24 protein-coding genes and 1 pseudogene are annotated in these 24131 nt (G+C 39.7%); 17 read left to right on the forward strand and 8 right to left on the reverse strand.

The window, feature by feature from the left end; genetic code table 11:
• The first annotated feature begins 43 nt into the window (after window positions 1-43).
• The 6 genes and pseudogenes from moaCB (at window position 44) to ACYQ3A_RS08120 (ending at window position 3760) form a co-directional block, all read left to right on the forward strand.
• Window positions 44-955: a bifunctional molybdenum cofactor biosynthesis protein MoaC/MoaB gene (gene moaCB / locus ACYQ3A_RS08095; protein WP_459896757.1), complete on the forward strand. Its 912-nt coding sequence runs from the start codon at window positions 44-46 to the stop codon at window positions 953-955.
• Window positions 956-972: 17 nt separating this feature from the next.
• The gene (gene mobA, locus ACYQ3A_RS08100; RefSeq protein ID WP_459897444.1) at window positions 973-1533 is read left to right on the forward strand and encodes a molybdenum cofactor guanylyltransferase; all 561 of its coding nucleotides are present in this window, start codon (window positions 973-975) and stop codon (window positions 1531-1533) included.
• Window positions 1505-1861 (forward strand): molybdenum cofactor biosynthesis protein MoaE, encoded by a 357-nt coding sequence (locus ACYQ3A_RS08105; RefSeq protein ID WP_459896759.1) that lies wholly within the window; start codon window positions 1505-1507, stop codon window positions 1859-1861. The genes mobA and ACYQ3A_RS08105 overlap by 29 nt, the downstream gene beginning before the upstream one ends.
• Window positions 1845-2225: pseudogene (locus ACYQ3A_RS08110) on the forward strand (peptide-methionine (R)-S-oxide reductase). The gene ACYQ3A_RS08105 and the pseudogene ACYQ3A_RS08110 overlap by 17 nt, the downstream one beginning before the upstream one ends.
• Before the next feature lie 165 nt (window positions 2226-2390).
• Window positions 2391-2555 carry a rubredoxin gene (rd, locus tag ACYQ3A_RS08115; protein WP_459896761.1) on the forward strand — a complete coding sequence of 55 codons (165 nt, stop codon included), beginning with the start codon at window positions 2391-2393 and terminating at the stop codon, window positions 2553-2555.
• Window positions 2555-3760, forward strand: coding sequence for an FprA family A-type flavoprotein (locus tag ACYQ3A_RS08120; protein ID WP_459896763.1), 1206 nt, complete (start codon window positions 2555-2557; stop codon window positions 3758-3760). Before rd ends, ACYQ3A_RS08120 begins: the two co-directional genes overlap by 1 nt.
• A 61-nt stretch (window positions 3761-3821) precedes the next feature.
• On the opposite strand, the gene ACYQ3A_RS08125 is transcribed toward ACYQ3A_RS08120, so the two are convergent.
• Both ACYQ3A_RS08125 and ACYQ3A_RS08130 read right to left on the reverse strand, forming a co-directional pair.
• The gene (locus ACYQ3A_RS08125; RefSeq protein ID WP_459896765.1) at window positions 3822-4337 is read right to left on the reverse strand and encodes a PH domain-containing protein; all 516 of its coding nucleotides are present in this window, start codon (window positions 4335-4337) and stop codon (window positions 3822-3824) included.
• Window positions 4330-5517: a pyridoxal phosphate-dependent aminotransferase gene (locus ACYQ3A_RS08130; RefSeq protein ID WP_459896767.1), complete on the reverse strand. Its 1188-nt coding sequence runs from the start codon at window positions 5515-5517 to the stop codon at window positions 4330-4332. The genes ACYQ3A_RS08125 and ACYQ3A_RS08130 overlap by 8 nt, the downstream gene beginning before the upstream one ends.
• Before the next feature lie 77 nt (window positions 5518-5594).
• Between ACYQ3A_RS08130 and ACYQ3A_RS08135 the strand changes: the two genes are divergently transcribed.
• Complete coding sequence (locus ACYQ3A_RS08135) at window positions 5595-5981, forward strand: TraR/DksA family transcriptional regulator (protein WP_459896769.1); 387 nt, start codon at window positions 5595-5597, stop codon at window positions 5979-5981.
• Between the two features lie 34 nt (window positions 5982-6015).
• Here the strand turns inward: ACYQ3A_RS08135 and speD are convergent, their stop codons facing one another.
• A complete protein-coding gene (speD, locus tag ACYQ3A_RS08140; protein ID WP_459896771.1) occupies window positions 6016-6405 on the reverse strand; it encodes an adenosylmethionine decarboxylase in 390 nt (129 codons plus the stop codon).
• A 499-nt stretch (window positions 6406-6904) separates the two neighbouring features.
• On the opposite strand from speD, the gene tnpA reads away from it, so the two are divergent.
• The 5 genes from tnpA (at window position 6905) to ACYQ3A_RS08165 (ending at window position 13291) form a co-directional block, all read left to right on the forward strand.
• On the forward strand, window positions 6905-7312 hold the full coding sequence (gene tnpA / locus ACYQ3A_RS08145) for an IS200/IS605 family transposase (RefSeq protein ID WP_459894824.1): 408 nt from the start codon (window positions 6905-6907) through the stop codon (window positions 7310-7312).
• The gene (locus ACYQ3A_RS08150) at window positions 7287-8654 is read left to right on the forward strand and encodes an RNA-guided endonuclease InsQ/TnpB family protein (protein ID WP_459894822.1); all 1368 of its coding nucleotides are present in this window, start codon (window positions 7287-7289) and stop codon (window positions 8652-8654) included. The genes tnpA and ACYQ3A_RS08150 overlap by 26 nt, the downstream gene beginning before the upstream one ends.
• A 201-nt stretch (window positions 8655-8855) precedes the next feature.
• A complete protein-coding gene (locus ACYQ3A_RS08155; protein ID WP_459896773.1) occupies window positions 8856-9923 on the forward strand; it encodes a ComEC/Rec2 family competence protein in 1068 nt (355 codons plus the stop codon).
• On the forward strand, window positions 9920-11182 hold the full coding sequence (gene lysA / locus ACYQ3A_RS08160; protein ID WP_459896774.1) for a diaminopimelate decarboxylase: 1263 nt from the start codon (window positions 9920-9922) through the stop codon (window positions 11180-11182). Before ACYQ3A_RS08155 ends, lysA begins: the two co-directional genes overlap by 4 nt.
• Window positions 11183-11467: 285 nt before the next feature.
• On the forward strand, window positions 11468-13291 hold the full coding sequence (locus ACYQ3A_RS08165; RefSeq protein WP_459896776.1) for a putative bifunctional diguanylate cyclase/phosphodiesterase: 1824 nt from the start codon (window positions 11468-11470) through the stop codon (window positions 13289-13291).
• 26 nt (window positions 13292-13317) lie between these two features.
• Here ACYQ3A_RS08165 and glnA read toward each other — a convergent pair whose 3' ends face one another.
• The 4 genes from glnA to ACYQ3A_RS08185 all read right to left on the reverse strand — a co-directional run bounded on the left by glnA (window position 13318) and on the right by ACYQ3A_RS08185 (window position 17013).
• The gene (gene glnA / locus ACYQ3A_RS08170) at window positions 13318-14736 is read right to left on the reverse strand and encodes a type I glutamate--ammonia ligase (protein ID WP_459896778.1); all 1419 of its coding nucleotides are present in this window, start codon (window positions 14734-14736) and stop codon (window positions 13318-13320) included.
• Window positions 14737-14758: 22 nt separating this feature from the next.
• Window positions 14759-15097: a P-II family nitrogen regulator gene (locus ACYQ3A_RS08175; protein WP_459896780.1), complete on the reverse strand. Its 339-nt coding sequence runs from the start codon at window positions 15095-15097 to the stop codon at window positions 14759-14761.
• Between the two features lie 176 nt (window positions 15098-15273).
• Complete coding sequence (locus ACYQ3A_RS08180; RefSeq protein WP_459896782.1) at window positions 15274-15672, reverse strand: Fur family transcriptional regulator; 399 nt, start codon at window positions 15670-15672, stop codon at window positions 15274-15276.
• Between the two features lie 120 nt (window positions 15673-15792).
• Window positions 15793-17013 (reverse strand): ammonium transporter, encoded by a 1221-nt coding sequence (locus ACYQ3A_RS08185; RefSeq protein ID WP_459896784.1) that lies wholly within the window; start codon window positions 17011-17013, stop codon window positions 15793-15795.
• 195 nt (window positions 17014-17208) lie between these two features.
• Between ACYQ3A_RS08185 and ACYQ3A_RS08190 the strand changes: the two genes are divergently transcribed.
• The 5 genes from ACYQ3A_RS08190 to ACYQ3A_RS08210 all read left to right on the forward strand — a co-directional run bounded on the left by ACYQ3A_RS08190 (window position 17209) and on the right by ACYQ3A_RS08210 (window position 21890).
• The gene (locus tag ACYQ3A_RS08190) at window positions 17209-18888 is read left to right on the forward strand and encodes a hypothetical protein (RefSeq protein ID WP_459896786.1); all 1680 of its coding nucleotides are present in this window, start codon (window positions 17209-17211) and stop codon (window positions 18886-18888) included.
• Between the two features lie 95 nt (window positions 18889-18983).
• Window positions 18984-19784 (forward strand): purine-nucleoside phosphorylase, encoded by an 801-nt coding sequence (locus ACYQ3A_RS08195; RefSeq protein ID WP_459896788.1) that lies wholly within the window; start codon window positions 18984-18986, stop codon window positions 19782-19784.
• Between the two features lie 481 nt (window positions 19785-20265).
• Window positions 20266-20505 (forward strand): hypothetical protein, encoded by a 240-nt coding sequence (locus ACYQ3A_RS08200; RefSeq protein WP_459896790.1) that lies wholly within the window; start codon window positions 20266-20268, stop codon window positions 20503-20505.
• Entirely contained in the window at window positions 20505-20672 is a 168-nt protein-coding gene (locus tag ACYQ3A_RS08205; protein WP_459896792.1) for a nitroreductase family protein, read from the forward strand. The genes ACYQ3A_RS08200 and ACYQ3A_RS08205 overlap by 1 nt, the downstream gene beginning before the upstream one ends.
• A 96-nt stretch (window positions 20673-20768) precedes the next feature.
• Window positions 20769-21890, forward strand: coding sequence for a KamA family radical SAM protein (locus ACYQ3A_RS08210; RefSeq protein WP_459896794.1), 1122 nt, complete (start codon window positions 20769-20771; stop codon window positions 21888-21890).
• Between the two features lie 46 nt (window positions 21891-21936).
• Here the strand turns inward: ACYQ3A_RS08210 and ACYQ3A_RS08215 are convergent, their stop codons facing one another.
• Complete coding sequence (locus ACYQ3A_RS08215; RefSeq protein WP_459896796.1) at window positions 21937-24108, reverse strand: IGHMBP2 family helicase; 2172 nt, start codon at window positions 24106-24108, stop codon at window positions 21937-21939.
• Window positions 24109-24131: the final 23 nt, after the last annotated feature.

The raw sequence follows: 24131 nt of genomic DNA on the forward strand, positions 1-24131 counted from the left end.
AAAGATTTTATAGAATAGTCCTAAACTCTGCTGGAGGAATCCGATGAGGACAGTAGATATTACTACAAAGTTTGACAACTTAAGGACAGCAAAAGCTGTTGGGAGGATAAGGCTTTCTCCGGAAACAGTTAGGAAAATTCTCAATAAAGAAATTCCGAAAGGGGATGTCCTTTCCGCAGCGCAAATTGCGGGGCTTATGGGGGCAAAGAAGACTGCAGAGCTCATGCCTTTCTGTCATCCAATTCCTATTGACCACATAGAGGTGAACACAAAGGTTGGTGAAGACTATGTTGAAGTTGAGGCGGAGGTCAGGGGAATCTGGAGAACAGGATACGAAGTTGAGGCGATGAATGCCGTTATGATGGCGCTTTTGAACATATTTGATATGTGTAAGGCTTTTGACAAAAACATGGTTATAGAGGAAGTTAAGGTTGTTTCAAAGAGCGGTGGAAAGTCTGATTGGGCAGAGGATCTGAGCGGCTTAAAGGTGGCTGTAATTACAGTCAGCGATTCAACCTATGCTGGAAAGAGAGAGGATAAAAGCGGTCCTCTTGCAAAAGAGATTCTGGAGCAGTTTGGAGCGGATGTTATTGGCTATACAGTTGTTCCAGACGACAAAGAGAAGATAAAAGAAGCTATCAAAAAGTTTGAACAGATGGGAGCAAACCTTATAGTTACAACTGGTGGAACTGGCTTTAGCAAGAGGGATGTAACTCCTGAAGCTACCTCTGAAATCATTGAAAAGGAGATGGTGGGCTTCTCAGAGGCAATGCACATCCTTGGAATCAGATTTACACCAAAGGCTCTAATGTCAAGGGCAAAAGCAGGACTTCTGAGTGAAAACTGCATTGTTCTGAACCTGCCGGGAAGTTCAAAAGGTGTGAGACAGAACCTTGAAATGTTCTTACCTCTTATAAAACATGCCCTTAAAATGGCAAGGGGGGGCGGACACTGAGGAACGTTACAGTCTGTATCCTTGCAGGTGGAAAGAGTAGCAGATTTGGAAAGGATAAGCTGACACAAAATCTCTACGGGAAACTCTTGATTGAACACGTTGTTGAAGCTGCAAGAGATTTTCCTGAGATTCTGGTCGTTGGGAAGTTTCCCGATAAGTTTGGACACATAAAGGGTATCAAAGTTATTCCAGAATCTTTTACCGATTTTTCTCCGATTTATGGGATTGTTACAGGGCTTAAGATTGCATCCAACGAAAAGGTTCTTTTCCTTCCAGGAGATGTTCCTTTTGTGAAGGCTGAAGTTTTGAAAGTTCTTTCGGAAGAGATTCCACCAGCCGTTGTTTCGGAGAGAGGGAAGCTCCACTCTCTCTTTTTCCTTATTTCAAAGGTTCAGCTTTACATTGTGGAAGAATTTCTTAAATCTGGAAAACACAGGATTTCTAAGCTTCATGAGTTGCTGAAGAGTAAGAAGATTGATTTTAAAAGGTTTGAGTTGTTAGATTATCAGAAGAGAAGTTTAATAAATCTGAACAGGATGGAGGAGTTCTATGAGACCGTCTGTGGACAAACTGATTGAGGAAGTCAAAAAGGCTTCAAATCCAGAAAACGTTGGGATGATTCTTGTTCACAACGGAATAGTAAGAGCAAGTTCAAAGACAGGGGAAAAAGTAAGTGAAATGGAACTTTCTTTTGATGAAGAAAAGTTGAAGGAGGTAATATCCAGTATTGAAAAAAGAGAGGGAATTGAAGCAGTGAGAGTCTGGATAAACAGTGGCAGATTAAAGATAGGTGATGACATAATGATAGTTGTTGTTGCTGGAAGGTTTAGAAGCGATGTTTTACCGGCCTTTGAGGAACTCATTTCAAGGATAAAGAAGGAAGTTGTTGTTGAAAAAGAGATTTAACGATGATCATCTGACCGATTTTGAGAAGTGGGTTATACTGAAAAAGGGGATTGAACCACCGTTTACAGGGAGGTACTGGAATCATTTTGAAAGAGGAACCTACCTCTGCAAGAGATGAGGGGTTCCTCTTTTTAAGAGCGAACACAAGTTCTACTGCACCTCTGGATGGCCTTCATTTGACGATTGCATTCTTGGAGCTATCAGGGAAATTCCAGAGGAGTTTCCAGATGACAGAATAGAGATAGTCTGCGCAAACTGTGGTGCTCACCTTGGGCATGTCTTTTACGGGGAGGGGTTAACGGAGAAAAACGTTAGATATTGTGTAAATTCAGTTTCCCTTGATTTTGTCTCTGATGAAGAGTAATTGGCAGTGAATTAAGAGTTTCAAAAAAGTGTCAGTGTTTTTGAAAAGGCAGACTATTACACGAATAAAGCATCTCTTGGATACATTACTGAACAATTGCTTGCCTTTGCCTGATTCTCTCCATAAGATTAAAAATCAAGAATCTTTTTTAATCAGGGGGTAATAATGAAAAAGTACAGATGCATTCCCTGTGGTTACATCTACGATCCAGAAGTTGGAGATCCAGATAACGGAATTCCACCAGGTAGTCCGTTTGAAGAACTTCCAGATAATTGGACATGTCCATGGTGTGGAGCTGGAAAGGAAGATTTTGAACCTGTGGAGGAGTAATGGCCGCGAAGAAGATAAAGGATGGAATCTATTGGGTAGGGGCAATAGATTGGGATAGGGTTCTCTTTGATGAGCTTGTCACACTTCCTGAAGGAACAAGCTACAACGCTTACATAGTCTTTGGAAGTGAGAAAACAGCATTAATCGATACGGTTGAACCTCTCAAGGGAGAAGAACTTTTAAGAAATCTGAAAGAGCTAAAAGTTGAGAAGATCGACTACATAGTCTCAAACCACTCAGAGCAGGATCACTCTGGAATGATTCCGGAGATTCTTAAGCTCTATCCGGAGGTAAAAGTTGTTACAAATAAAAAATGTAAACAGATGCTTATCGATCTCCTTGACCTTCCAGAAGATATCTTTCAGGTAATTGAAGATGAGGAAACTCTTTCTCTTGGAGATAAAACCCTTCAGTTCTTCATAGCCCCCTGGGTTCACTGGCCGGAAACCATGTTCACTTATGCTGTTGAAGATAAAGTTTTGTTCACCTGCGACTTTTTAGGTTCCCATATTGCAACCAGTGAGCTCTTTGACACTTCTGATGAAAACAGGGCAAAGGTCTATCTGGAGACAAAGAGATACTACGCAGAGATAATGATGCCTTTTAGGAACTTCATAAAGAAACACCTTGTCCTTATAGACAGACTTCAGCCCGAGATACTTGCTCCAAGCCACGGTGTTGTAATAAAGGAAACAGAATTCATACTAAGAGCCTACAAAAGATGGGTTTCTGACGAGGTTAAACCCTTAGTCATCATTCCCTTTGTTTCCATGCATGAAAGTACCCGCCACATGGTTGACTTCCTGACTTCAAAGTTAAGTGAAAGAGGAGTTGCTGTAAGACCTTATAATCTCATAACCGTCGATATTGGAAACGTTGTGATGGATCTGGTTGACGCAGCGGGTGTTGTTTTTGCATCGCCAACAGTTCTTGCAGGAGCACATCCAGCAGTAATTTCACTTGCATATCTTGTAAATGGTCTTAGACCCAAAACGAAGTTTGCTACTGTTATAGGTTCCTACGGCTGGAACGGTCTTGTAACTGTTAAACACATCAAGGAAACGCTGAAGAACCTGAAAGCTGAATGGATTGAACCTGTAATGGTCAAAGGCCTTCCCAAAGATGAAGATTACAGGAGACTTGAACAACTGGCAGATGAGATAGCAGCAAAAGTTAAAGAATGTGCGACCCTCAAATTAAGCTAATAAGCGTTTGGGGGAGGTAAATTTTAAGGTGCCGCCACAAAAGGCGGCACAACAAATATTTTCAAATTAAAGATTGGATTAGAACAAAAAGAAGAATAAAAGAAGCAATGTATATCAAAGCCAGGCTACCGTAAGAGCGTTTGTATGATTTGACTACATTTTCGAAGCTCGGAGGGAGTTTACTCTCTGGAAGTCTATTTTTTAGTTCTTCAAGCAGTTCTCTGAAATTCTCTGTTGAATCATCCACTACTGCAACGTTGCCATCTTTGTCTGCTATGAAGAGGAAATATCTTCTTCCTGCAGAGACGGAAACTTCGGAGATTTCTTCCCATTTAAATTCTTTTTTTCTTGTTATACCAAAAACCTTTATACCAGTATCATCAATAACTACCTTTTTCTTCAAAAGGAAGAAAAAGTAAACGGCAACAGGAATTATCAGGAGAACCATAATCAACGATTTGAAGGAAAAGCCACCAAACTTGTAAACGATTGTTCCAAAGAAAAGGGTATAAGTAAGAACCAGAAGCGTGTAACCTAAGAAAGTAAACTTGTCAGTCCTAAACACTTTTTCAGCCATTCAAGAGCTCCTCTACAGCTTCTTTAAACCTTTTAAGTCCTTCTACTATGCTTTCCATAGAGGTTGCGTAAGAAAGTCTCAGATATCCTGCCATTCCAAAAGCACTTCCTGGGACAACAGCAATCTTTGCTTTTTCAAGGAGATAGTCTGCAAGCTGGAAGTCATCCTTTAATCCGGATTTCTCTATGAGTTCTTTCACATTTGGAAATGCATAAAATGCTCCCTTTGGAAGGAGGCACTTCACTCCAGGAATTTCGTTGAGTTTTTCAACCATGTAACGGCGTCTCTCATCAAAAGCCTTAAGCCACTCTTTTAGAAAATCCTGAGAACCTGTTAAAGCTGCTACCGCAGCTTTCTGAGCAATGGAGTTTACGTTTGATATGGACTGAGAGTTAATCTTTATCATTGAGCTTATTATCTCTTCTGGACCAGCGGCATAACCGACTCTCCATCCTGTCATTGAGAACGCTTTGGAAAGTGCATTGATGGTAACAGTTATTGACTTAATCTCTTCAGAAATTGAAGCTATGCTTGTATGCTTGAATCCATCGTATGTAAGCTTTTCATAACACTCGTCAGAAGCAATTAGTATTCCTCTCTCAGCACAGAATCTCCCTATTCTTTCTAACTCTTCTCTGTCTATGACAGAACCGGTTGGGTTGTTTGGAGTGCAGAGAATAAGCAGTTTTGTCCTTTCTGTAACCGCAGGTTCTATATCTTCAAGAGTAAGAGAAAATTCGTTTTCTTCTTTTGTTTCAACAAAAACCGGTTTTCCGCCGGCAAACTTAACCTGTTCTGGATAGGTAACCCAGTAAGGAGCAGGTATTATTACCTCGTCTCCCTCCTCAATGACAGAGAGCATCAAGTTGAAAAGTGCCTGTTTTGCTCCATCTGTTATTACAATCTGTGAAACATCGTAATCTATTCCATTTTCATCTTTTAGTTTTTCTGCAACAGCCTTTCTGAGTTCCGGTATTCCGGCAGGAGGAGTGTACTTTGTAAAACCTTCATCAATTGCTCTTTTGGCAGCCTCTTTTATATGCTCTGGAGTGTCAAAGTCCGGCTCTCCAGCTCCAAAACCTATAACATCTATTCCTTTAGCTCGCATTTCCTTAGCCTTGGAAGTAATTGCCATTGTAGGTGAAGGGGACATGTTTAAAACTCTTTTTGTCAGCTTCATGGCAGCCTCCTTAAAAGTGTCATTGACATTTTACACGTTTGCTGATACTTTTCCCACAGCAAAAGAAGGAGGTAATCATGAAGGGGAACAGGTGCCTAACTCCCGAACAAATAAAGGAGCTAAAAGAAATTCTTGAACAAAAAAAGATAGAGGTAATAGAAGACATAAAAAGAGGGTTAGAAGAAAACTTCCAAAGTGAAAGAGAAGTTGGAGATGTCGTTGACATGTCAACTGATGAGATTCTTAAAACCTTTGAGATGAGAATTAGAGACAGGGAAGCAAAGTACCTAAAAAAGATAGAGAAAGCTCTCCAGAAAATTAATGAAGGAACTTACGGAATTTGCGAGAAGTGTGGAGCTTGTATCAACTATGAAAGACTTAAGCTGAGGCCGGTTGCTGAGCTCTGCATAAAGTGCAAACTGGAGCAGGAGAAGATTGAAAGGAAATTTGGAGAAGAGGAGTAATGTTTGGGGGAGGGCTCTCCCCCTTTAAGTAAACTCAGCCAACGCTTGCACAGAAGGTAACTTCTTCCTCTTCGTTAACAACTCCTCTAAAGTGAACTTCTTTTTCGATTTTTTCAGGATTGAGTTTTTCTACTATATAGTCAAAAGCCTTAAAGGCATTTTCATGATCTCCGCAAGTATAGACATCTATCGCAACATATCCGTGCTCAGGCCAGGTGTGGAATGAAAGGTGTGATTCTGATATTACTACAACCCCCGTTGCGCCGAATGGCTCAAACTGGTGGTAGTAAGAAGAGAGTTTGTTGAGGTTGGCGTGTTTTACTGCCCCCTCGAAGATTTCTGCCATCTTTTCAGCAGACTTGAGAATTTCTGGATTGCATCCGTAGAAGTCAGCGACGATGTGGACGCCGAGGGTCTTTGCCATTTTCATTCCTCCTCTATATAAAGTTAAATAACACTCAAGGCGGGTTTGCCTCCTCCACCGGCAAAATTGCAGAAATCAATTATATGCTTTTTTACAATTAAATCAAACTTTATTTTGTTCTTCAACACTAACGCTTTCAAAAAGTTTATCCTAAGCATTTTGATAAAATGATTTCCAGGATGTTTAAAAAGGGGGAAATTTTCTAAGGTTGGAGAAGCATACCTCATACGTATTTTTCCTAAGTTTCCTCGTTATTACGATTCAAAATTTTGGTAAGCCCTACTTTATATTTTGTTTATTGGCAGCGCTTACTTTGTTGATTTACTACTGGTTTAAGTTTAAACTGTCAGAACTTCTACTAGGAACAGTAATCGCCCTTTTCGTGTTTGTCCTTTTTAACTAAAAATACGCTCTAAGTCCCCTTCCGTAAGGGAGGGGATACAGAGCGACGCCGCAAGGCGTTGTTGACAAGCGTCGGTTCTGACTATAGAATAAAAGCATGGAATACAAGCTGGACAAGGGATGTCATTCTGTATATTCACTTCAGTTCCACCTTGTATTAGTGGTAAAGTATAGGAAAAAAGTTCTTGTAGGAAAACTTGCGGATAGGCTAAAAGAGATAGTTGTGGAAGTAGCAGAACACTTTGGTATTGAGATAATAGAACAGGAGACAGATAAAGACCACATTCACATTTTGTTTTCCGCAAGACCTACGATTATGCTTTCAAGATTTGTGAACTCGCTCAAATCAGTAACCTCAAGGAAACTTAGGAGAGAGTTTCCAGAAGTTATGAAAAGAGAGTTGTGGGGTGGGAAGTTTTGGTCTCCATCCTACTTCATAGCGACAACTGGACAGGTCAAACTGGAGGACGTAAAGAGATATGTCCAGAGTCAAGGAAGAAGATAAGTTTTTGCTTACTTATAAGTTCAGAGCTTATCCTACAGCGTTACAGGAATACAAACTGGAAAACTGGCTTTTTGCTTTATGCTGGCTCTACAACCATGCACTTGAAGAAAGAAAAAGAGTCTGGAAGGAAGAACAGAGGACTGTAAAGTATTCGGAACAGCAAAACAATCTACCTAAGCTCAAGAAAAAAGAACCGATACTAAAACTTGTCCACTCTCAGGTTCTCCAGGATACACTCAGGAGAGTAGATAAAGCATTTCAGAAGTTTTTTCAGGACATAAAGAGAAAGAAAAAAGGAGAAAAGGTTAAGGTAGGATATCCCAAAAAGAAACCGACAGCGAAATACAAGTCCCTCACATTTCCACAAGTCTGGATGAAACAGAAAGGGGAAATAGTTCCTATAATCAAATTGGAAAAGAAAAACAACCGATTTGCATATCTCCACTTACCTAAAATAGGTAAGCTCAAAATAAGACTCCATAGAGAAATAGACTGGACGAAAGCAAAAACAGTAACGATAAAGAAGGAACCATCGGGAAGCTGGTATGTATGCGTGAGCGTAGAAGTTGACCTTGACCAGATACTCAAAGAAGCTGAAGAAAGAGTGAGGGAAAGAGAAAAAGCAATAGGAATAGACTTAGGCGTAAAACATCTTGCGGTAACGAGTGAAAAAGAATTCATAGAGCATCCTAAGTTTTTACAGAAACTTGAAAAAAGACTAAAACGACAGCAGAAGAAACTCTCCAGAAAAGAGAAAGGAAGCTCAAACTTTGAGAAGCAGAGAAAGAGAGTAGCTAAGGTTCACGAAAAGATAAAGAACGCAAGGAAGGACTTCCTTCACAAGCTATCAAGATACCTTGTTGACAACTATGACTTGATAACCTTTGAAGACCTTGACATACCTGCACTTGTAGAGGATAACAGATTAGCAAAACTGATACTTGATGCAGGATGGGGAACTCTTATTGCCTTTGCTACCTATAAAGCTGTAATGGCAGGGGCAAGGGTAGTAAGAGTGAATCCTGCATACACGAGTCAAAAGTGTAGTGTATGTGGACACAAAGTTCCGAAGACCTTAGCAGACAGGATACACAAATGTCCTATTTGTGGAGTAGAGCTTGATAGAGACTACAACGCAAGTGTAAACATACTGGAAGAAGGGCTCACCCACCTTACGGGTGGTAGGGTCGGAGCGACCCGAACTTACGCCTGTGGAGAGGGCACTGGCGGGGTCTCCTCAAAAGAGGGGATTAGCTATCCCTCGCTGAAGCAGGAATCCCAAGCGGGTCTTCTGGGTGGGAGTCCATCCCTACCAGAAGCTCCGTCCGTAAGGGCGGAGTAGTTCACGTTTTTTTCTCCTCTGGAAAGTCCTGAGAAGGTTGTCTGGATAACTGAACAGTGGGATGATGCAAAAATTTCAATACCTTTAAATAGGTCAAGAGTTCCTGTTGAAGACGATGTAAAAATTGGTGATATAGTTGATGAATCAGGAAGAGTCATTCAGAAAGGAAATCCTTTTCTCTATCTACTTCCGAATCTCAGATTGAGAATATACAGAGAGCTTGAAGAAAGTATCTCTTACCCGATTTCCTCTGTGGCAGGAGGAGTTACCCTTGGAGTAAGGAAAGAGATTCCAGATGCTGTTAAAAGTTATTTTCTTTTGTCAGGACTTTATCCGTTTCTCGCCATCTCCGGGCTCCATATAGGTATCGTTATAGGTACCATTGCTTTTATACTTAGAATGCTTTCTTTGAAAAAGCCTTTAACAAAAGCTTCCTTAGTTGTTCTTCCCTTAATGCCCCTTACAGGATTGCCACCTTCGGCCGTTAGAGCCTATTTCTTTACGCTTTTTGTTTCTCTTGGTGTAGAGAGTTTCAGAAAAGTTTCCCTTTTTTATCTGCTTGGAGTTGTTTTCTTTATTACAGCAGTAACGGGAAACATATCCATTGGTGCCGTTCTGTCGTTTCTTGCCGTTGGAGGAATACTGGTTGTCATTGATTCCGTTAAAAGTAAAGCTTTAAAAATTCTGCTCTTTCCCATTGCACCAGCACTTTTCACAGTTCCTGTTGTTCTATCAAGCTTTGGAACTTTTAATCTGATGTCGGTTGTAAACTCTCAGATTGCGGGATTTGTCTTTGTTCCTTTTCTTATAGTAACTTTCCTTGCGGAGGTCACTTTCTTCAAAGTTGGCTTTGTTAATAGAATAGTAGAAGTTCTGGGGAGTATTTTTATTCAATTCAGTCAGGAACTCTTCTTCTTTACAAGGGATTTTATCTTCTATTCAAAGGTGCCCATCTGGATTTCTGGAACGGTGCTGATAGTGATGCTTTTCTTTTTGCTCTCGAGAAAGAAGTTGCTATCCTTTCTGCCTCCTGCCTTCCTTTTGATTTATGCGTTTCTGTCTCCTGTCACGGTAACCAATAAAACTTTCACTGTAGATGGCTACAAATTAAACTCGTTCTGGTTTATATCAACGGAAGGTCAGTCTTATAGGAACTGCCTTATTTACTCCAGCTATGTTTTTCCTTATACGAAAAAATGTCTCTATGGGAACAGGCTTGTTGATAAAAGAGTTATAATTGTGCCAAACTCTAAAGAGGTAAGGAAATGAGAGAAGAACTATTCCCTTTTATTTGTTACGAAAACGGAAAGTTAAAGATAGATGGTGTTGATGCAGAAAAGCTTGCGAAGGAATTTGGAACGCCACTTTACGTCTATAGTCGGTCTGCTTTAGAGTATTGGTTGAGAGAGTTTGACTCTGCTTTTTCCTCAGTTAAGCATATCACCTGCTTTGCTGTTAAATCAAACTCAAACCTTTCCATTTTAAAGGTCTTAGGAGACCTTGGAGCAGGTGCAGATACCGTTTCAAAAGGGGAAATATTTAGAGCTTTGAACGCTGGTATTGATCCGAAAAAGATTGTCTTTGCAGGTGTGGGGAAGAGGCCGGACGAGATAGAGTATGGCCTTGAGAAAGGAATTCTAATGTTTAACGTTGAATCGGAAAGCGAACTTTATACGATAAATAGGGTGGCTGAAAGGCTTGGGAAAGTTGCTCCTATTGCTTTCAGGGTTAACCCTGAAGTTGATGCTAAAACCCATCCTTACATTTCCACAGGACTTAAAACAAGCAAGTTTGGTGTTACTTTTGATGAGGCTGTGGAGCTCTACAGAAAAGCTAAGGAATTAAGAAATGTTGAGCCAATTGGTATTCACTTTCACATCGGTTCACAGATTACAGACGTTTCAGCATTTGGAGAGGCTGCGAGGAAAGTGGCTGAGATAGTTAGAGAACTCCATTCCATAGGAATAGAAATTGAATATTTCGATGCAGGTGGCGGACTCGGAATAAACTACAATCCTTCTGAACCCCCAATACCGGCAAAAGCCCTTGCAGACCAGATTATTCCAGTTGTAAAAGAGCTCGGCTGTACGCTCATCCTTGAACCAGGAAGGCGAATTGCAGGAAACGCCGGGGTTCTTCTCACACAGGTTATTTATAAAAAGGAGAGAGAAGAGAAGCTATTCTACATAGTCGATGCTGGAATGAACGACCTTGCGAGACCTTCTCTTTACAAGGCATACCACCACATAGTTCCAGCTATTAAGAAAGAAGGAGAGCTGAGAAAAGCTGACGTTGTTGGTCCCATTTGCGAAACTGGAGATATGTTAGCAGAGGATAGAGAACTTCCACCTCTAAGTGAGGAAGAAATAATTGCTATTCTCAGTGCTGGAGCTTATGGATTCACAATGGCTTCAAACTACAATTCAAGACCGAAACCTGCCGAAGTTATGGTTAAGGATGGAAAGGCAAGGGTTATAAGACAGAGAGAGAATTTGGGAGATTTGATAAGTAGAGAGATTTTATTTTAATGGCTTCTTTTTAATAGAGATAAATTTAGAAGACAAATAAAGTTACAAATCATAGTTTAAAGAAGTAGGAGACGTTTTAGCAGTTTTTGAAGAGGAATATCGATTTATAAATATCGTTCCCGCAGAACGATTTAGAATAAATTGTCTTATAAATTTGACATGGAAATTTGAGGTAATTATTTTTGTTTTGCTAATTGCTTTTTTATTTTTCTTTAATAAAATATGTTGCCGAAACGTTAATTTTTTAAAACTAAAAGAATTCCTTACACCTTAGGGGGATTGAAGATGGAACTGGAACGGGATATTGCTAAGTTAGAACTGTTTTTTGAGGGTTCGGATCAAGAACCTCCAGAGTGGATAGGGAAATTTAAAGATAAAATATCATTTATAGAAATGGTTGATAGTACAGTTGTTCTTTATATAAGGATAGCTGAGTTAAAAATTTATGTTAAAGTAAAGATACCTATAAAAGAAATTCCTGTTAAAGAAGTATTCTTATTAAGTCGAATTTTCCAGAAAATCCCTATAGGAGTTCTTGTTTTTAAACAACAAATTGTCTATGCAAATACTTTTATAGAAAAGATTTTCGAAAAGCCCCATAATGAAATAGTTGATTCACCGGTAAACAACTTCCTTCCAGAGGAGATAAGAAGAAACATTCACAAGCTTTTCTCTAAGGAGGCTGTTGAAAAAGAACTGGTTTTAAAATGGATTGGAAGTTTTGACCTTTTGTCAGGTATTAGAAGGCATCTTTTAATAATTGCAACATCAACATTTATCGATAGAATTCCGTTTGGAATAGCTCTCTTCTTTGACATTTCCAGAGAGAAAAATTTCTTAACTGAAATGGTAGATCTTCACAGTTATGACTCGATTACAGGTCTTCCAAATCTTAAAAGTGCTCTGGAGTTTATAGAAAACCTAAGGAAAAGTGAGAAGCGTTTTTTAGTGGGTCTTATTGATATTGACAATTTTTCTTTGGTAAATGATTCATTTGGAATAGAAGCTGGAGATAAAGTCTTAAAAGAGTTTGCGGAGAGACTTAGGGAATCTTTTGATCCGAACTATTATTACATTTTAAAAGCTGTTTCTGATCAGTTCTTAATTGTTAGTTTAAGAGAAAGAGATAGAATCAAAGAAGTTAAGTATATTGTAAACAAAGTAGAAAGGCTGTTAGAAGTACCTTTTAGAGTCAATGGTCATGAGATTTTTCTGTCGGTTAACATTGGTTTTTCTTTCTATCCAGAGCATGGTAATTCCGTTGTAACGAAGGCAGAAATAGCTTTAAAACATGCCCGTGAAATAAAAATGTCCTTTGCGATTTACTCTCCTGATCTTGAAATTTCAAAAGAAACGATAGAGATTCTTTCAAAGATAAAGGAAGATATTAGAAACAATAAAATAAATGTTCTTTTTCAGCCCAAAGTGGACTTAAATTCGGGAAAGATTATGGGTGCTGAAGCATTGATGAGATTGTCTGTTCCTCCAGATAAAGCAATTCCTGTAATTATCAGATATGGACTTATGTTTGATGTTGGAAGAATTATTCTAAGAAAAAGTCTTGAGAATTTAAAGAAATGGTTGGAAAATGGGTACGATACATCAGTAGCCGTTAACGTTTCAATATCTCAACTTTTGGACAGTAGGTTCTTTCCATTAGTTCGTAGAACAATTGAAAAGCTAAGAGTTCCCCCAGAAAAGCTAATAATTGAGATTACGGAAAGCGAGGCGACTGTAAACTCAAATAACCTGTTCTCAACTATCAGAGCGTTGGTTGACTATGGAGTGAAGATTTCAATTGACGATTTCGGTACTGGTTACTCATCTCTTTCGAGACTAAGGATGATAAAAGCTCACGAGCTGAAGATAGATCTATCGTTCGTTAAAAATGTCCCAGAGAGTGAGGAGGACAGGAATATTGTTAAGTTTATTGTTGATATTTCAAAACTTCTAAAAATGACTTCTGTAGCAGAAGGAATAGAAAGAAAAGAACAACTGGAGTTCCTGAGGAAAATAGGTTGTAATGAAGGACAGGGATACTACTTCTCTCCACCGATTTCTGCTGATGAATTTGAAAGACTGTTAAAGAGAAGAGTTTTTGCTGTTTAAAAGGCTCCCCGAAGGGAGCCAGAATATTAAACGTCAAAGTAAAGGAAGAATTCCATTGGAGTAGGTCTGAGTCTTACTGGATCAATCTCTTCCTTCCTCTTGTACTCAATGTAGTCTTCAATGAACTGTTCTGTCATTACGCCGCCTTTTGTGAGGAATTCGTAGTCCTTTTCAAGAGCATCGATAGCCTCTTCAAGAGAACCAGGAACTGTTGGGATGTCTTTGAGTTCTTCTGGTGGAAGGTCATAGAGGTTCTTATCAACAGGCTCACCTGGATGGATCTTGTTTTCGATTCCGTCAAGTCCAGCCATGAGAAGTGCAGTAAATGCAAGGTATGGAGCTCCAGAGGAATCTGGGAACCTAACCTCAATTCTCTTAGCTTTTGGACTTGTTACGACTGGAACCCTGATTGAAGCAGATCTGTTTCTTGCAGAGTAGCAGAGGTTTACTGGTGCTTCGTATCCTGGAACGAGTCTCTTGTAAGAGTTAACAGTTGGGTTTGTAAACGCACAAACCGCTTTTGCATGCTTAATGATTCCACCTATAAAGTAGAGTGCTGTTTCAGAAAGTCCTGCGTAGCTATCACCGTGGAAGAGGTTCTCACCGTTCTTCCAGATTGACATGTGAGTGTGCATACCTGTTCCGTTGTCGCCGTAAAGTGGCTTTGGCATAAATGTGGCAGTCTTACCAAACATTTTTGCAACATTCTTGATGATGTACTTAGCCCACTGAATATTGTCAGCAGCTTCAATAAGAGTACCGAATCTGAAGTCGATTTCACCCTGTCCACCTGTCGCAACTTCGTGGTGAAGAGCTTCAACTACAAGACCGGCTTCTTCCATCTTCATTGCCATTACTTTTCTAATGTGATCAAGCTGGTCTGCTGGTGGAACAGGGAAGTAACCACCTTTTACTTTTATCTTATGTCCAAGGTTTGGATTCTCGTCTGCACCTGTTCTCCAGATACCTTCAACACTGTCAACTTCGTAGAATGAGTAGTTCATTCCAACGTCGTACTTAACATCGTCAAATATGAAGAATTCAGGTTCTGGACCACAGTAAACAGTGTCTCCAATTCCTGTTGACTTAAGGTATTCGAGTGCTTTTTTGGCAATGTTTCTTGGATCTTTGTGATATGGCTCTTTTGTAACAGGATCAACGATATCAGCAATTACAACAAGTGTTGGGATTTCAGAGAGTGGGTCAACAACTGCAGTTGTTGGATCAAGTTTGAACATCATGTCACTTGCGTTGATTGGCTGCCACTGTCTGATTGATGAACCATCGAAGAAGAGTCCCTGTTCAAAGCTCTCTTCGGAGATTTCATGTGCTGGGAATGTGATGTGATGCCACATTCCGAACATGTCTGTGAACCTGAGGTCTACGAACTTAATTCCTTCTCTCTGGATGAGCTCTACGACTTCCTTAGGGTTCTTTGGCCTCATTTGCCCCTCCTTTCCTAGTATGTTAGATTGCATTTTCGCCTCTTTCTCCTGTTCTTATTCTGACAGCATCTTCAATTGGGATGATGAAAACTTTCCCATCGCCAATTCTTCCAGTTCTTGCTGCATTAACGATTGCCTCAACAACTTTTTCTGCTATATCGTCAGGAACTACAACTTCGATTTTGATTTTCGGAATAAAATCCACCACGTACTCTGCGCCTCTGTAAAGTTCTGTATGTCCCTTTTGCCTTCCAAACCCTTTTACTTCTGAGACTGTAAGTCCCTGGATTCCTATTTCTGTGAGGGCGTCTTTTACCTCTTCTAACTTGAAAGGCTTTATAACTGCCTCTATTTTTTTCATCTCTCTATACCCCCGGTTGATTTGGCTTTTATTCTAACAAAAATTGTGCCAGGTTGAGTTCTTTCCTGGTTAAGATATGGATTTTCTTGATTATTAACGGAATAGAAAGAATGTAATCATCATTTCTGGCTATTTATTTGTGAACAAAATTTGTGCAATTAAAGAAAAAACATGCACTAATCTTCAGCAGTACATTTGTCGCATAGACCGTAAAATTTGTACTCGATTTCTTCGATGATGTACCCCTTTTGTTCCAATTTTTTGCATGTGTACTTGCATAGAGGAGTTTTAACGTCTTCTATCTTTCCACACTTTTTACAGATAAAATGATGGTGGAATTCAGTTTTTGGATCAAATCTGGACTGTTTATCTATGATGATTTCTTTAATTTTCCCTTCGGCAACTAACTCCTTCAGGATTCTGTAAACAGTGCCAAGGCTTATTGTGGGAAGCTCTTTTTTTGCCCTTTCATAAACAGTTTCGGCAGTTGGATGGTCATGTGAATCCTGAACAACCTGAAACACTATTGCTTTCTGTTTAGTATTTCTCTTTTTCTTCCTTTCAATTGTTTTCAAGTTTTTACCTCCTTGGAATTTTCTACCTTAATAATAATCATTATCGGGTAGTTTTAGCAAGGGATTGAGAAAGAACCCCCTCCCCTTTAAAAAGGGGAGCCAAAGGAGGGAAGAAGGGAATTAAACCTTGAGAGTATCTTCTGGATAGGCGTTGATTTTGTGAATGGAAAGGTCGGAGCCTTGGAACTCTTCTTCTTCGGAAAGTCTTAGACCAAAGACGATATCAAGAAGCTTATAGAGGACAAATCCTGTAACAAGAGCAAATACAGCCGTTAATACAGCTCCAAAAATCTGGGAAATTAAAGAGACTCCACCGAGTCCCCACAGAGCTTTTTGTCCAAATATTCCAGCAGCAATCCCACCCCATATTCCATTTAGACCGTGAAGAGGCCAAACACCGAGAACATCATCAATTTTTAACTTTTCCTGTTCCCAGATGAATGCTTTGATGAATATCCATGCTGCAACAAGACCAATGATGAACGCTCCAATTGGGTTAATAATATCGGATCCTGCACAAATTGCAACAAGTCCAGCCAATGCGCCGTTGTGAATAAATCCCGGGTCGTTTTTCCCAAAGAGAACTCCACCTATCAAGCCACCTGCCGTTGCTAGTAAAGAATTTACTGCAACAAGACCTGAAATGGTTTCAATGCTCTGAGAACTCATTACGTTGAATCCGAACCAGCCAATTATCAGAATCCAGCTACCAAGAGCAAGATATGGAATGTTGCTGATTGGAATAGGTTTTGATTTCCCTCTTATGTATCTTCCCATTCTGGAACCAAGGACAAGGATTGCTGGAAGGGCTATCCATCCACCAAGTCCGTGAACTACCATCGAACCTGCAAAATCGTGAATTGGAGCTCCAAATGTCTTTTCAACTAAGCTCTGAAAAGCAGGAGACCATCTCTCTCCCCAGATGAGTGCTTCAAATATTGGGTAAATGACACCAGCAAGGAAGAATCCAGCAGTTGTGTAGGGTTTGAACTTCATTCTTTCTGCAACGCCACCGGAAACAATTGCAGAGATACAGGCTGCAAACGTTAAGAGGAAGAAGAAACGGACAAGTTCAAATCCTTGGTCTGCAACAAGGTCTGCTGCAGGTTTAATGAAGCACACTTTGTGTGCAAGTGGATAACCGATGAAAAAGTAGGCGATAGTGGCAACAGCCACATCAACAATGATCTTTACAAGAGCGTTTACCTGATTTTTCTTCCTGACTGTACCAGCTTCTAAGAAAGCAAATCCAGCGTGCATTGAGAGAATCATTACAGCACCAGCAAGAAGGTAAAAAACATTTAGAGACTGAACCAGTTGTTTAATGTTCTCTTCTATCACCTTTGTCCTCCTTTGAGGTTTTTATTCAATTAACGCAAGTTTTGTGCCAGGAGGATTCTTTTATTTTTATAGATGCCAAAGTCCCTCCAGCCTCTTTTTTATTCCTTCTTATTTGATGGAAAGGTCAAAAAACATCTTTTGGATATACCAATAATTCTGCTATGATTTCAGCAGAAAACCTGATCGGGAGCGTAGATGAGGAAAGAACTACTTTTGATAGTTCCCTTTTTAGTATCGTCCTGTTCTTTGGGTTCTCTCAATCCTTTTAAGAAAGAAGAACCAACTTATACTGTTTATGCGCCAAAAGAAGAGAAAGTTCAGCCGGAAGTAAATCTGAAGGGTGTTGAGAACGTTGTTTACTATATGAAAAAGGAATTTCAACCGATAGAGGGAGAGATTGTTCTCAACAGTTATGATGGCTTCATAATAGATCTTGGAAAGAAAAATGGAGTCTCCGTAGGGGATCAGTTTCTCTCAGAAAGTGGAGCAATTTTAAAAGTAAAAGAGGTTCGAGACAACTACTCAATAGCGCTTCCAACAATTGGTAATCCTGTAGTTGGAGAAAGGGTTAGAAAATTTACCTTTAACAAGGTTCTTTTCCTGAACTTTGCAAAAGATGAAGGAAAGAATCTCTATGGAGCTCTGAAAAATCAGGTTAAGTCCATAACACTTGCTTCTTACGACGAAGGAGAGAAGTTTAAGAAGCTATTTAACCTGAGGTTTCCTTCAGATTTCAAAAGGAGAGTTCCTGCCGATAGATTGACAGGTTACGATGGTTATTTTGTCGTTTCAAACAAGGGAGTGGAAGTTTACGATGGGACAAAAAGACTTTTAAAAGTCTTTCCATGGGAAGGATCTCCCGTTTCCTCTTTCGCAGTTAACGTAAAAACGGCCTATAAAGTTGTTCTTGACTTTAAAGGTCACACTACAAGCCTCTTCACAGGAAATGTTGACAGCACACCGGAAAATGAACTGGTTGTGCTAACGGATAACGACATTAGAGTCTATCATGTAAATCCTTACGGTGTTTCAAAAGTCTATAAGTTCAGAAATCCATTCCCCGGTTCTTATCTATTCCATATTTCTCCAGTTGATATTGATAAGGATGGCAAGCTGGAAATTTTGATAGATGGTTTCTATCAGGACACAAAGAGTGTTTCTTCCGGTCTATTTAGGGTAGAAAATGGAAGACTTGTAAAACTTGCTTCATCCAATCTGATTGTTTCAGGTTTTGACACGGATGGAGATGAAATAAACGACACTATCTATGGTCAGAAGGTTAGTGAAAAGAACGATAAACTCTTTGGAAGAGAGGTTTTCGTTTTAAAACCTGAGGACAAAAAACTTAAAGCAGTTAGCAAAGTGAAAGTTCCAAAAGAGTTCCAGGTAACAAGTGCTCAAATTTTTGTAACTGGCGGCGAAAAGTATTACGCATACTATGATCTTAACTACTACTTTAATGTTTCGGATGGCGACAAAGTTATCTGGCGTTCACCTATTCAGATTGGTGCTTCTCCAAATTGTCTCTACTGGAATATTGATGACTATCTCGTAAGCTACTATATAACTCCAAAACCAAAGCCAATCGACATCAATGGTGATGGAAATCAAGAAGTTCTCTTCTCCCAGAACAAAAATGAAGTTCCACACCTTCTAACCAACGTTTATACCTTTGACGGTGGTAGAGTACTTCTTCTCTATCAGAACGGAGCTTCTTTCGATTGGGAAGAAGCCACAGTTCCGGTCTATAAGATGGGGGGAATAGAAGAGTTTGACTATCTGCCGGATTACGATATCTTTGTTTCCATATTTACAGAATCAAGTATCCTTAAAAATCCTAAATCTAAGCTGCTGTTTCTGAAGCCAAAGATTTAGAGATATACTGAGCTTTTCCCCTGCTTCCCTCCCTTGATGGGAGGGGGAGGGGTGATAATTAGTGCTATTAAGAAGATGCAAGCTGGGTCAAAGGTATGAAAGCAGCCGAATTTATAAGAGATAAAACAGGTATTGAGAGCTTTGATATAGCAATAGTTGGTGGCTCTGGCGTTGAGATTGGTAAAACCAGTGTAGAAATACCTTATTACCAGATTCCCAATATGCCAGAACCTGCTGTTCCTGGACATTCTGGAGTCTTGAAAATACTGGAATTTGAAGGTAAAAGAGTTCTGTTCTTTGAAGGTCGCTTCCACTACTATGAAGGCAGGAGTGACAGTGAGATAAGATTCATCCCCGAACTTGCTGCAAATTTGGGAGTGAAGCTTTTCATCCCAACCTGTGCTTCCGGAGCAATTTCAAGGAAAGCAGCCTTTTCTGAGATAGGAATAATCGTTGACCATATCAATCTTCTTGGCAGAAATCCCTTAGTGGGGCTTATAAAGGATTACGGCAGTAAGGTTTTTATAAACGGAAAAGAAATCTATGACAGGGAAGTTTCTGATAAGTTTTTAAGGAAAGGACTGGAGCTTGGGATAAAAATTGTACCTGTTGTTCTTGCTTCAGTGTTGGGACCAAACTATGAAACCTTTGCAGAAATAAGATTTCTGGAAGTTGCAGGAGCTGATGTTGTTAGTATGTCCACGGTTCCCGATGTTCTTGCTGCAAAGTTTTACGGCATGAAAGTTGCAGCGTTAACTGTTATAACTAATGATACTCTGAACATTAAAGCAACCCATGAAGAAGTTCTGGAAATTTCCAGAAAAAGATCAGAAAAGCTTTCAAAACTTTTGAGAGAAACAATAAGAGATTTGACAATAGAAACGGGAAACGAGTGACAAGAAACGAGCGAAAAAAAGAAACCTGTTACTCGTTATACGTCTCTTGTCACCTTTCTTACATTCCTTCCACTTTTTAGGGCAGACAAAGGTGAGGGGGGAACAGACTTCCCCCCTCAGACTCCCCCCTGAAAAAGGAAGAGAATCCCTTCTACTTTTTAGGGCGTTTCAACTATGCGTATCTCGGTTCATCCAAAGGAAGCACCGTTTACGTCGCAATCCCTTCCACTTTTTAGGGCATTTCAACCTGTACCAAAATGAGGTATTGTGTTTCAATCGCCTCAGAATCTGAGTCTTACATATAAGTCTAATAAACCTTGAAATAAGCTTACTTCATCAATACAGGCTTCAACCTATTGAACCACAAGGGTTTATCCATTAGAGTTTCGGGATAAACTAATAAACCTTGTGCACGACATACTTTCAAATGTTTGGACGAAAGAAAAGAAGAACTGATAAAACCGTTTAGATGGAAGGGATAATGAATAATTGCTACAACTACCATGTAAAAAGTGCTCTCACATTTGAGAGTGTTAGAAAATCCCACTATTTGGACTGGTCCAACTATCCCAATCCGTTCAAAGTTTACAAGAATGTTGAAAAGTTTCCACTCTTACCCTTTGAGGGACATACTCAGGAAACAATTGATGTTCTATTCAGGATTTGCGGTGAAGGAGGAGAGGACAATCTCTCCTTTCAGGAAATTTCAAAGGAGCTTTAATGGAAGCCGGAGCTCTTGGAGAGTTTCTGTACCTCTCTTCTGAATCTTTGAATCTTGGTGCCTGTGGAAAAGGAGCTTTTTACGACTTTGAACTCCAGAACTTTCTTGGGCTTTCTAAGACAGAGTTACCAATTCATATTGTCTCTGCTGGAATCTGCGAAACTTGACGAGAATGATTGTTATTACTATTATTTCTTCATATAAGCTTTAACCCGCCAAATCCTTCAGTTTAAATGTAAAACATTAATCAGCAGGAGTTCAGCATGAAGATACCCGGTTTCTCTTCAATCGAAGAGTTAGAGAAAACTTTTCAGATTGAAATTGATAAAGAGGAGAAAAAGAAACTTCAGAAGGTTATTGAAAAACATCCTATGTTCATTCCAGATTACTATGCCCGTCTTATAGACTGGAACGATCCTGCAGATCCAATTAAAAACATTATTTTCCCTTCTCTTGGTGAACTGGACATTGCAGGATCTTACGATACCAGTGGAGAGAAGGAGAATACCGTCCTTACAGGCCTTCAACATAAATACAAAGAGACAGCTCTTCTCCTTGTTACGAACAGATGTGCCGGTTACTGCAGGCACTGTTTCAGAAAAAGGATGGTTGGAATTCCAACAGACGAAACTGTGAAATTATTTGACAGGGCGGTTGAGTATATAAAGGAACACAGGGAGATAACAAACGTCTTAATCTCTGGAGGAGATCCACTTGTTCTGCCAACAGATGTGATTGAGTATTTCCTTTCTGAGCTTTCAAAGATTGAACACTTAAAGTTCATCCGCTTTGGAAGTAGAACACCAGTCTTTTATCCAATGAGAATTTATGAAGACAGTAAGCTCCTTGAAGTCTTTTCAAAGTACTCAACTCCTGAGAGAAGAATTTATTTGGTTACCCACTTTAACCATCCAAAAGAAGTTACAAAGGAAGCCAGAAAAGCAGTAGATGCACTGATAAGACATGGAATAGTGGTCAGCAACCAGGCTGTTCTCTTAAAAGGTGTGAACGATGACCCAGAAATCCTTGCAACATTGATGAAGGAAATAGTTTCTGCTGGAGTTGTTCCCTACTACGTCTTCCAGTGTCGCCCTGTTAAGAGAGTTAAGACTCACTTCCAGGTTCCATTGAAGAAAGGATACGAGATAGTTGAAAAGGCTAAACAGAAGTTAGATGGTCACGCTAAAAGGTTCAAATACATAATGTCCCACAAGACTGGAAAGATAGAGATAGTTGGAATAATTGGAGACGAAATCTATATGAAGTACCATCAGGCGAAAAATCCAAAGAAAGTTGGAAAGTTGTTCAAGAGAAAACTTACTCCAAACGCCGGCTGGCTCGACGATTTAAAACCGGTAAAAGAAGAGTTGGCTGTGGAGGTTTAAAAGATACTAAAAGCCTCCCAGCCCTCCTTTAGAAAAGGAAAAGTCTTTAGGTTACTCTCTGAAAAGTTCCTTTCTCTTTTACATGTTCTATAAACCTTTTGTAGGTTTCATGATTTGAAAGTGTCTCTGCGTTTCCTATCGCTATGAGCTTTCTTTTCGGTCTTGTTATTGCAACGTTGAGTCTTCTTAAATCCCTCAGAAAACCTATTTCGCCTTCATCGTTTGAACGGACAAAGGAGATGATGATTGCTTCTTTCTCCCTTCCCTGAAATCCATCGACAGAGTTAACTTCCACTTTCAGGTCTTTCTCGATTAGAAGTTGTTTTATCAGTTTTACCTGAGCAGCATACGGCGTGATTATTCCAATGTCCTTTTTGTCAAGCCCCATTCTGTGGAGCTCCTCAGCTATCGCAACTGCTAACTTTGCCTCTTCATAGTTTTCATAAGAGGTTGAACCTTCGGGCTGAAATTCGTAAGCGTTTATGGTTGAAGTATCTAAGAAAGCTATTGGTTCTTCGGGATTAAGTATTTCCTTGAACTTTTCCGGCTCTTCCAGGTTGAAGTCGGCAAGTGTATGTTTTTTCACCACCTCCGCTGCTCTTAGTTTCCCTCCATAGAACTCTCTATTTGGAAACTCCATGATCTTCTCATTCATTCTGTACTGAATCTGGAGCATCGAGGAGAGCTCTGGATGCTTGTTTATGAGCCTTTCAAAAAGCGTCTTCTCAAGTTCTTTCGCCTCTTCACTTGTTACGGTTGGCGGAAGCTGCTTGTGGTCTCCAGCAATGTAGAACCTATCTGCTTTCATTATTGGAATCAGTGTTGATGGTTCAACCTGTTGACTTCCCTCATCTATTACTGCAACGTCAAAGTGAAAGCCTTCAAGGAGCTCTGACTTAACCATCGAGTTTGTTGAAATTACAACATCGGCATTTGTGATTATCTCTCTCAGGACTATTGATTCCATTTCTTTTAAAGCTTTTATCCTGACATCAATTTCATAGTTTGTGAGAATCCAGTTTGCCATTGAACGCATAGTCTTCTTAGGAACTCCTCTAAAACTCTTACCTTTTCTTCCAAAGTAGACTATTTCATCGTCGTTCATACCTCTCCTTAACTGAGGAACAGGCTTTGTAAACTGGTCTCTTTTTACTATCAGTTCCCTTACTCTTTCCCAGCCTTCTTTTATTTTCTGGGTTTTTTCATGCTCTTCGTAAAGGGCATAAATTGAGAATTTCTCAAGTTCTTCAAGAACTCTGGCAGGATGGCCAATTCTTACAAGTTTCAATTCAGGATACTTTGAAAGATTCAGGAGAATATTATCTGCTGCAATGTTTGAGTCAGCAGTTGCAAGAACTTTGTTGCCCCTCTTAACAAGTTGAACAATCAATTCTGTAATTGTGCTTGTTTTCCCTGTTCCCGGTGGTCCATGTATGAGATAAAAGTCTTTTGCTCCAAGAGCTCGTTTGACGGCGTTTATCTGAGTCTCGTTGAGCCTTTTATCAACAACTTCAAAGTCTTCTTCTTTTGCTTCTGCTGGTTCTTTCAGGCCAAGAATGACATTTCTTAACTCTCTCTGCCTAAGAGCAGCGTGGCGCAAGCTCTCGAGGTTCTCTTCCATTCTCTTGAACGTTACGTCGTTTACATAGAGGTCAATCCTTACTCCCTTTTTGTAAACCCAGTTAGGAGGTCTGTTATCAAACGCGACGGTTATTGTCTTTTCTGTAATTCTTATAACAGTTCCAAGTAGATTGCTCTTTAAAGGATTTCCCCTGCTTACAAGGACAATATCTCCGGTTCCAATTTCGGTCTCTATTGGCTTTTCTCTCCAGAACCTGACAAGGTGCAGATGAAACTTTGTCCCTGCCTTTGTTCCTTTCAGATCCAAGATTGCCCTGCCAAGGAGCTCCCTCTCTCTTCCTGATAGTTTTCTAATTTCCGCTTCCTGAGCTTCAATTTCTGCAAGTCTCTCTATGTCAATGAGATACTTGAATCTCTCAACGTAGTTGTGGACTGTAATAATTTCGTTGACGGTCTCTTTATCAGGAATAAGCTCTTTGTAAACTTTACACAAGTGTTCGTCTTTGAGGAATATCAAAGTTAAACCATTGGCAGTATAAACGGATTTGATATCATGTTTTCTCAAACCAAGAGACTTAAGTTCTCTCTGAAGTCTTTTTCCTTCTAGAATTCCTTCAAGAAGAATTGGTATATTCACCTCTCGGATTTATCCTTAAAAAT

Source organism: Desulfurobacterium crinifex (genome assembly GCF_054656775.1).

Bases quoted from the DNA above. Each gene is read 5' to 3' on its own strand.
- ACYQ3A_RS08200 (WP_459896790.1), top strand. From the start codon at position 20,266: ATGAATAATTGCTACAACTACCATGTAAAAAGTGCTCTCACATTTGAG.
- glnA (WP_459896778.1), bottom strand. From the start codon at position 14,736: ATGAGGCCAAAGAACCCTAAGGAAGTCGTAGAGCTCATCCAGAGAGAA.
- ACYQ3A_RS08135 (WP_459896769.1), top strand. From the start codon at position 5,595: ATGAAGGGGAACAGGTGCCTAACTCCCGAACAAATAAAGGAGCTAAAA.
- ACYQ3A_RS08195 (WP_459896788.1), top strand. From the start codon at position 18,984: ATGAAAGCAGCCGAATTTATAAGAGATAAAACAGGTATTGAGAGCTTT.
- ACYQ3A_RS08210 (WP_459896794.1), top strand. From the start codon at position 20,769: ATGAAGATACCCGGTTTCTCTTCAATCGAAGAGTTAGAGAAAACTTTT.
- tnpA (WP_459894824.1), top strand. From the start codon at position 6,905: ATGGAATACAAGCTGGACAAGGGATGTCATTCTGTATATTCACTTCAG.
- ACYQ3A_RS08125 (WP_459896765.1), bottom strand. From the start codon at position 4,337: ATGGCTGAAAAAGTGTTTAGGACTGACAAGTTTACTTTCTTAGGTTAC.
- speD (WP_459896771.1), bottom strand. From the start codon at position 6,405: ATGGCAAAGACCCTCGGCGTCCACATCGTCGCTGACTTCTACGGATGC.
- lysA (WP_459896774.1), top strand. From the start codon at position 9,920: ATGAGAGAAGAACTATTCCCTTTTATTTGTTACGAAAACGGAAAGTTA.
- ACYQ3A_RS08205 (WP_459896792.1), top strand. From the start codon at position 20,505: ATGGAAGCCGGAGCTCTTGGAGAGTTTCTGTACCTCTCTTCTGAATCT.
- ACYQ3A_RS08105 (WP_459896759.1), top strand. From the start codon at position 1,505: ATGAGACCGTCTGTGGACAAACTGATTGAGGAAGTCAAAAAGGCTTCA.
- ACYQ3A_RS08175 (WP_459896780.1), bottom strand. From the start codon at position 15,097: ATGAAAAAAATAGAGGCAGTTATAAAGCCTTTCAAGTTAGAAGAGGTA.
- moaCB (WP_459896757.1), top strand. From the start codon at position 44: ATGAGGACAGTAGATATTACTACAAAGTTTGACAACTTAAGGACAGCA.
- ACYQ3A_RS08120 (WP_459896763.1), top strand. From the start codon at position 2,555: ATGGCCGCGAAGAAGATAAAGGATGGAATCTATTGGGTAGGGGCAATA.
- rd (WP_459896761.1), top strand. From the start codon at position 2,391: ATGAAAAAGTACAGATGCATTCCCTGTGGTTACATCTACGATCCAGAA.
- ACYQ3A_RS08190 (WP_459896786.1), top strand. From the start codon at position 17,209: ATGAGGAAAGAACTACTTTTGATAGTTCCCTTTTTAGTATCGTCCTGT.
- ACYQ3A_RS08130 (WP_459896767.1), bottom strand. From the start codon at position 5,517: ATGAAGCTGACAAAAAGAGTTTTAAACATGTCCCCTTCACCTACAATG.
- ACYQ3A_RS08150 (WP_459894822.1), top strand. From the start codon at position 7,287: ATGTCCAGAGTCAAGGAAGAAGATAAGTTTTTGCTTACTTATAAGTTC.
- ACYQ3A_RS08165 (WP_459896776.1), top strand. From the start codon at position 11,468: ATGGAACTGGAACGGGATATTGCTAAGTTAGAACTGTTTTTTGAGGGT.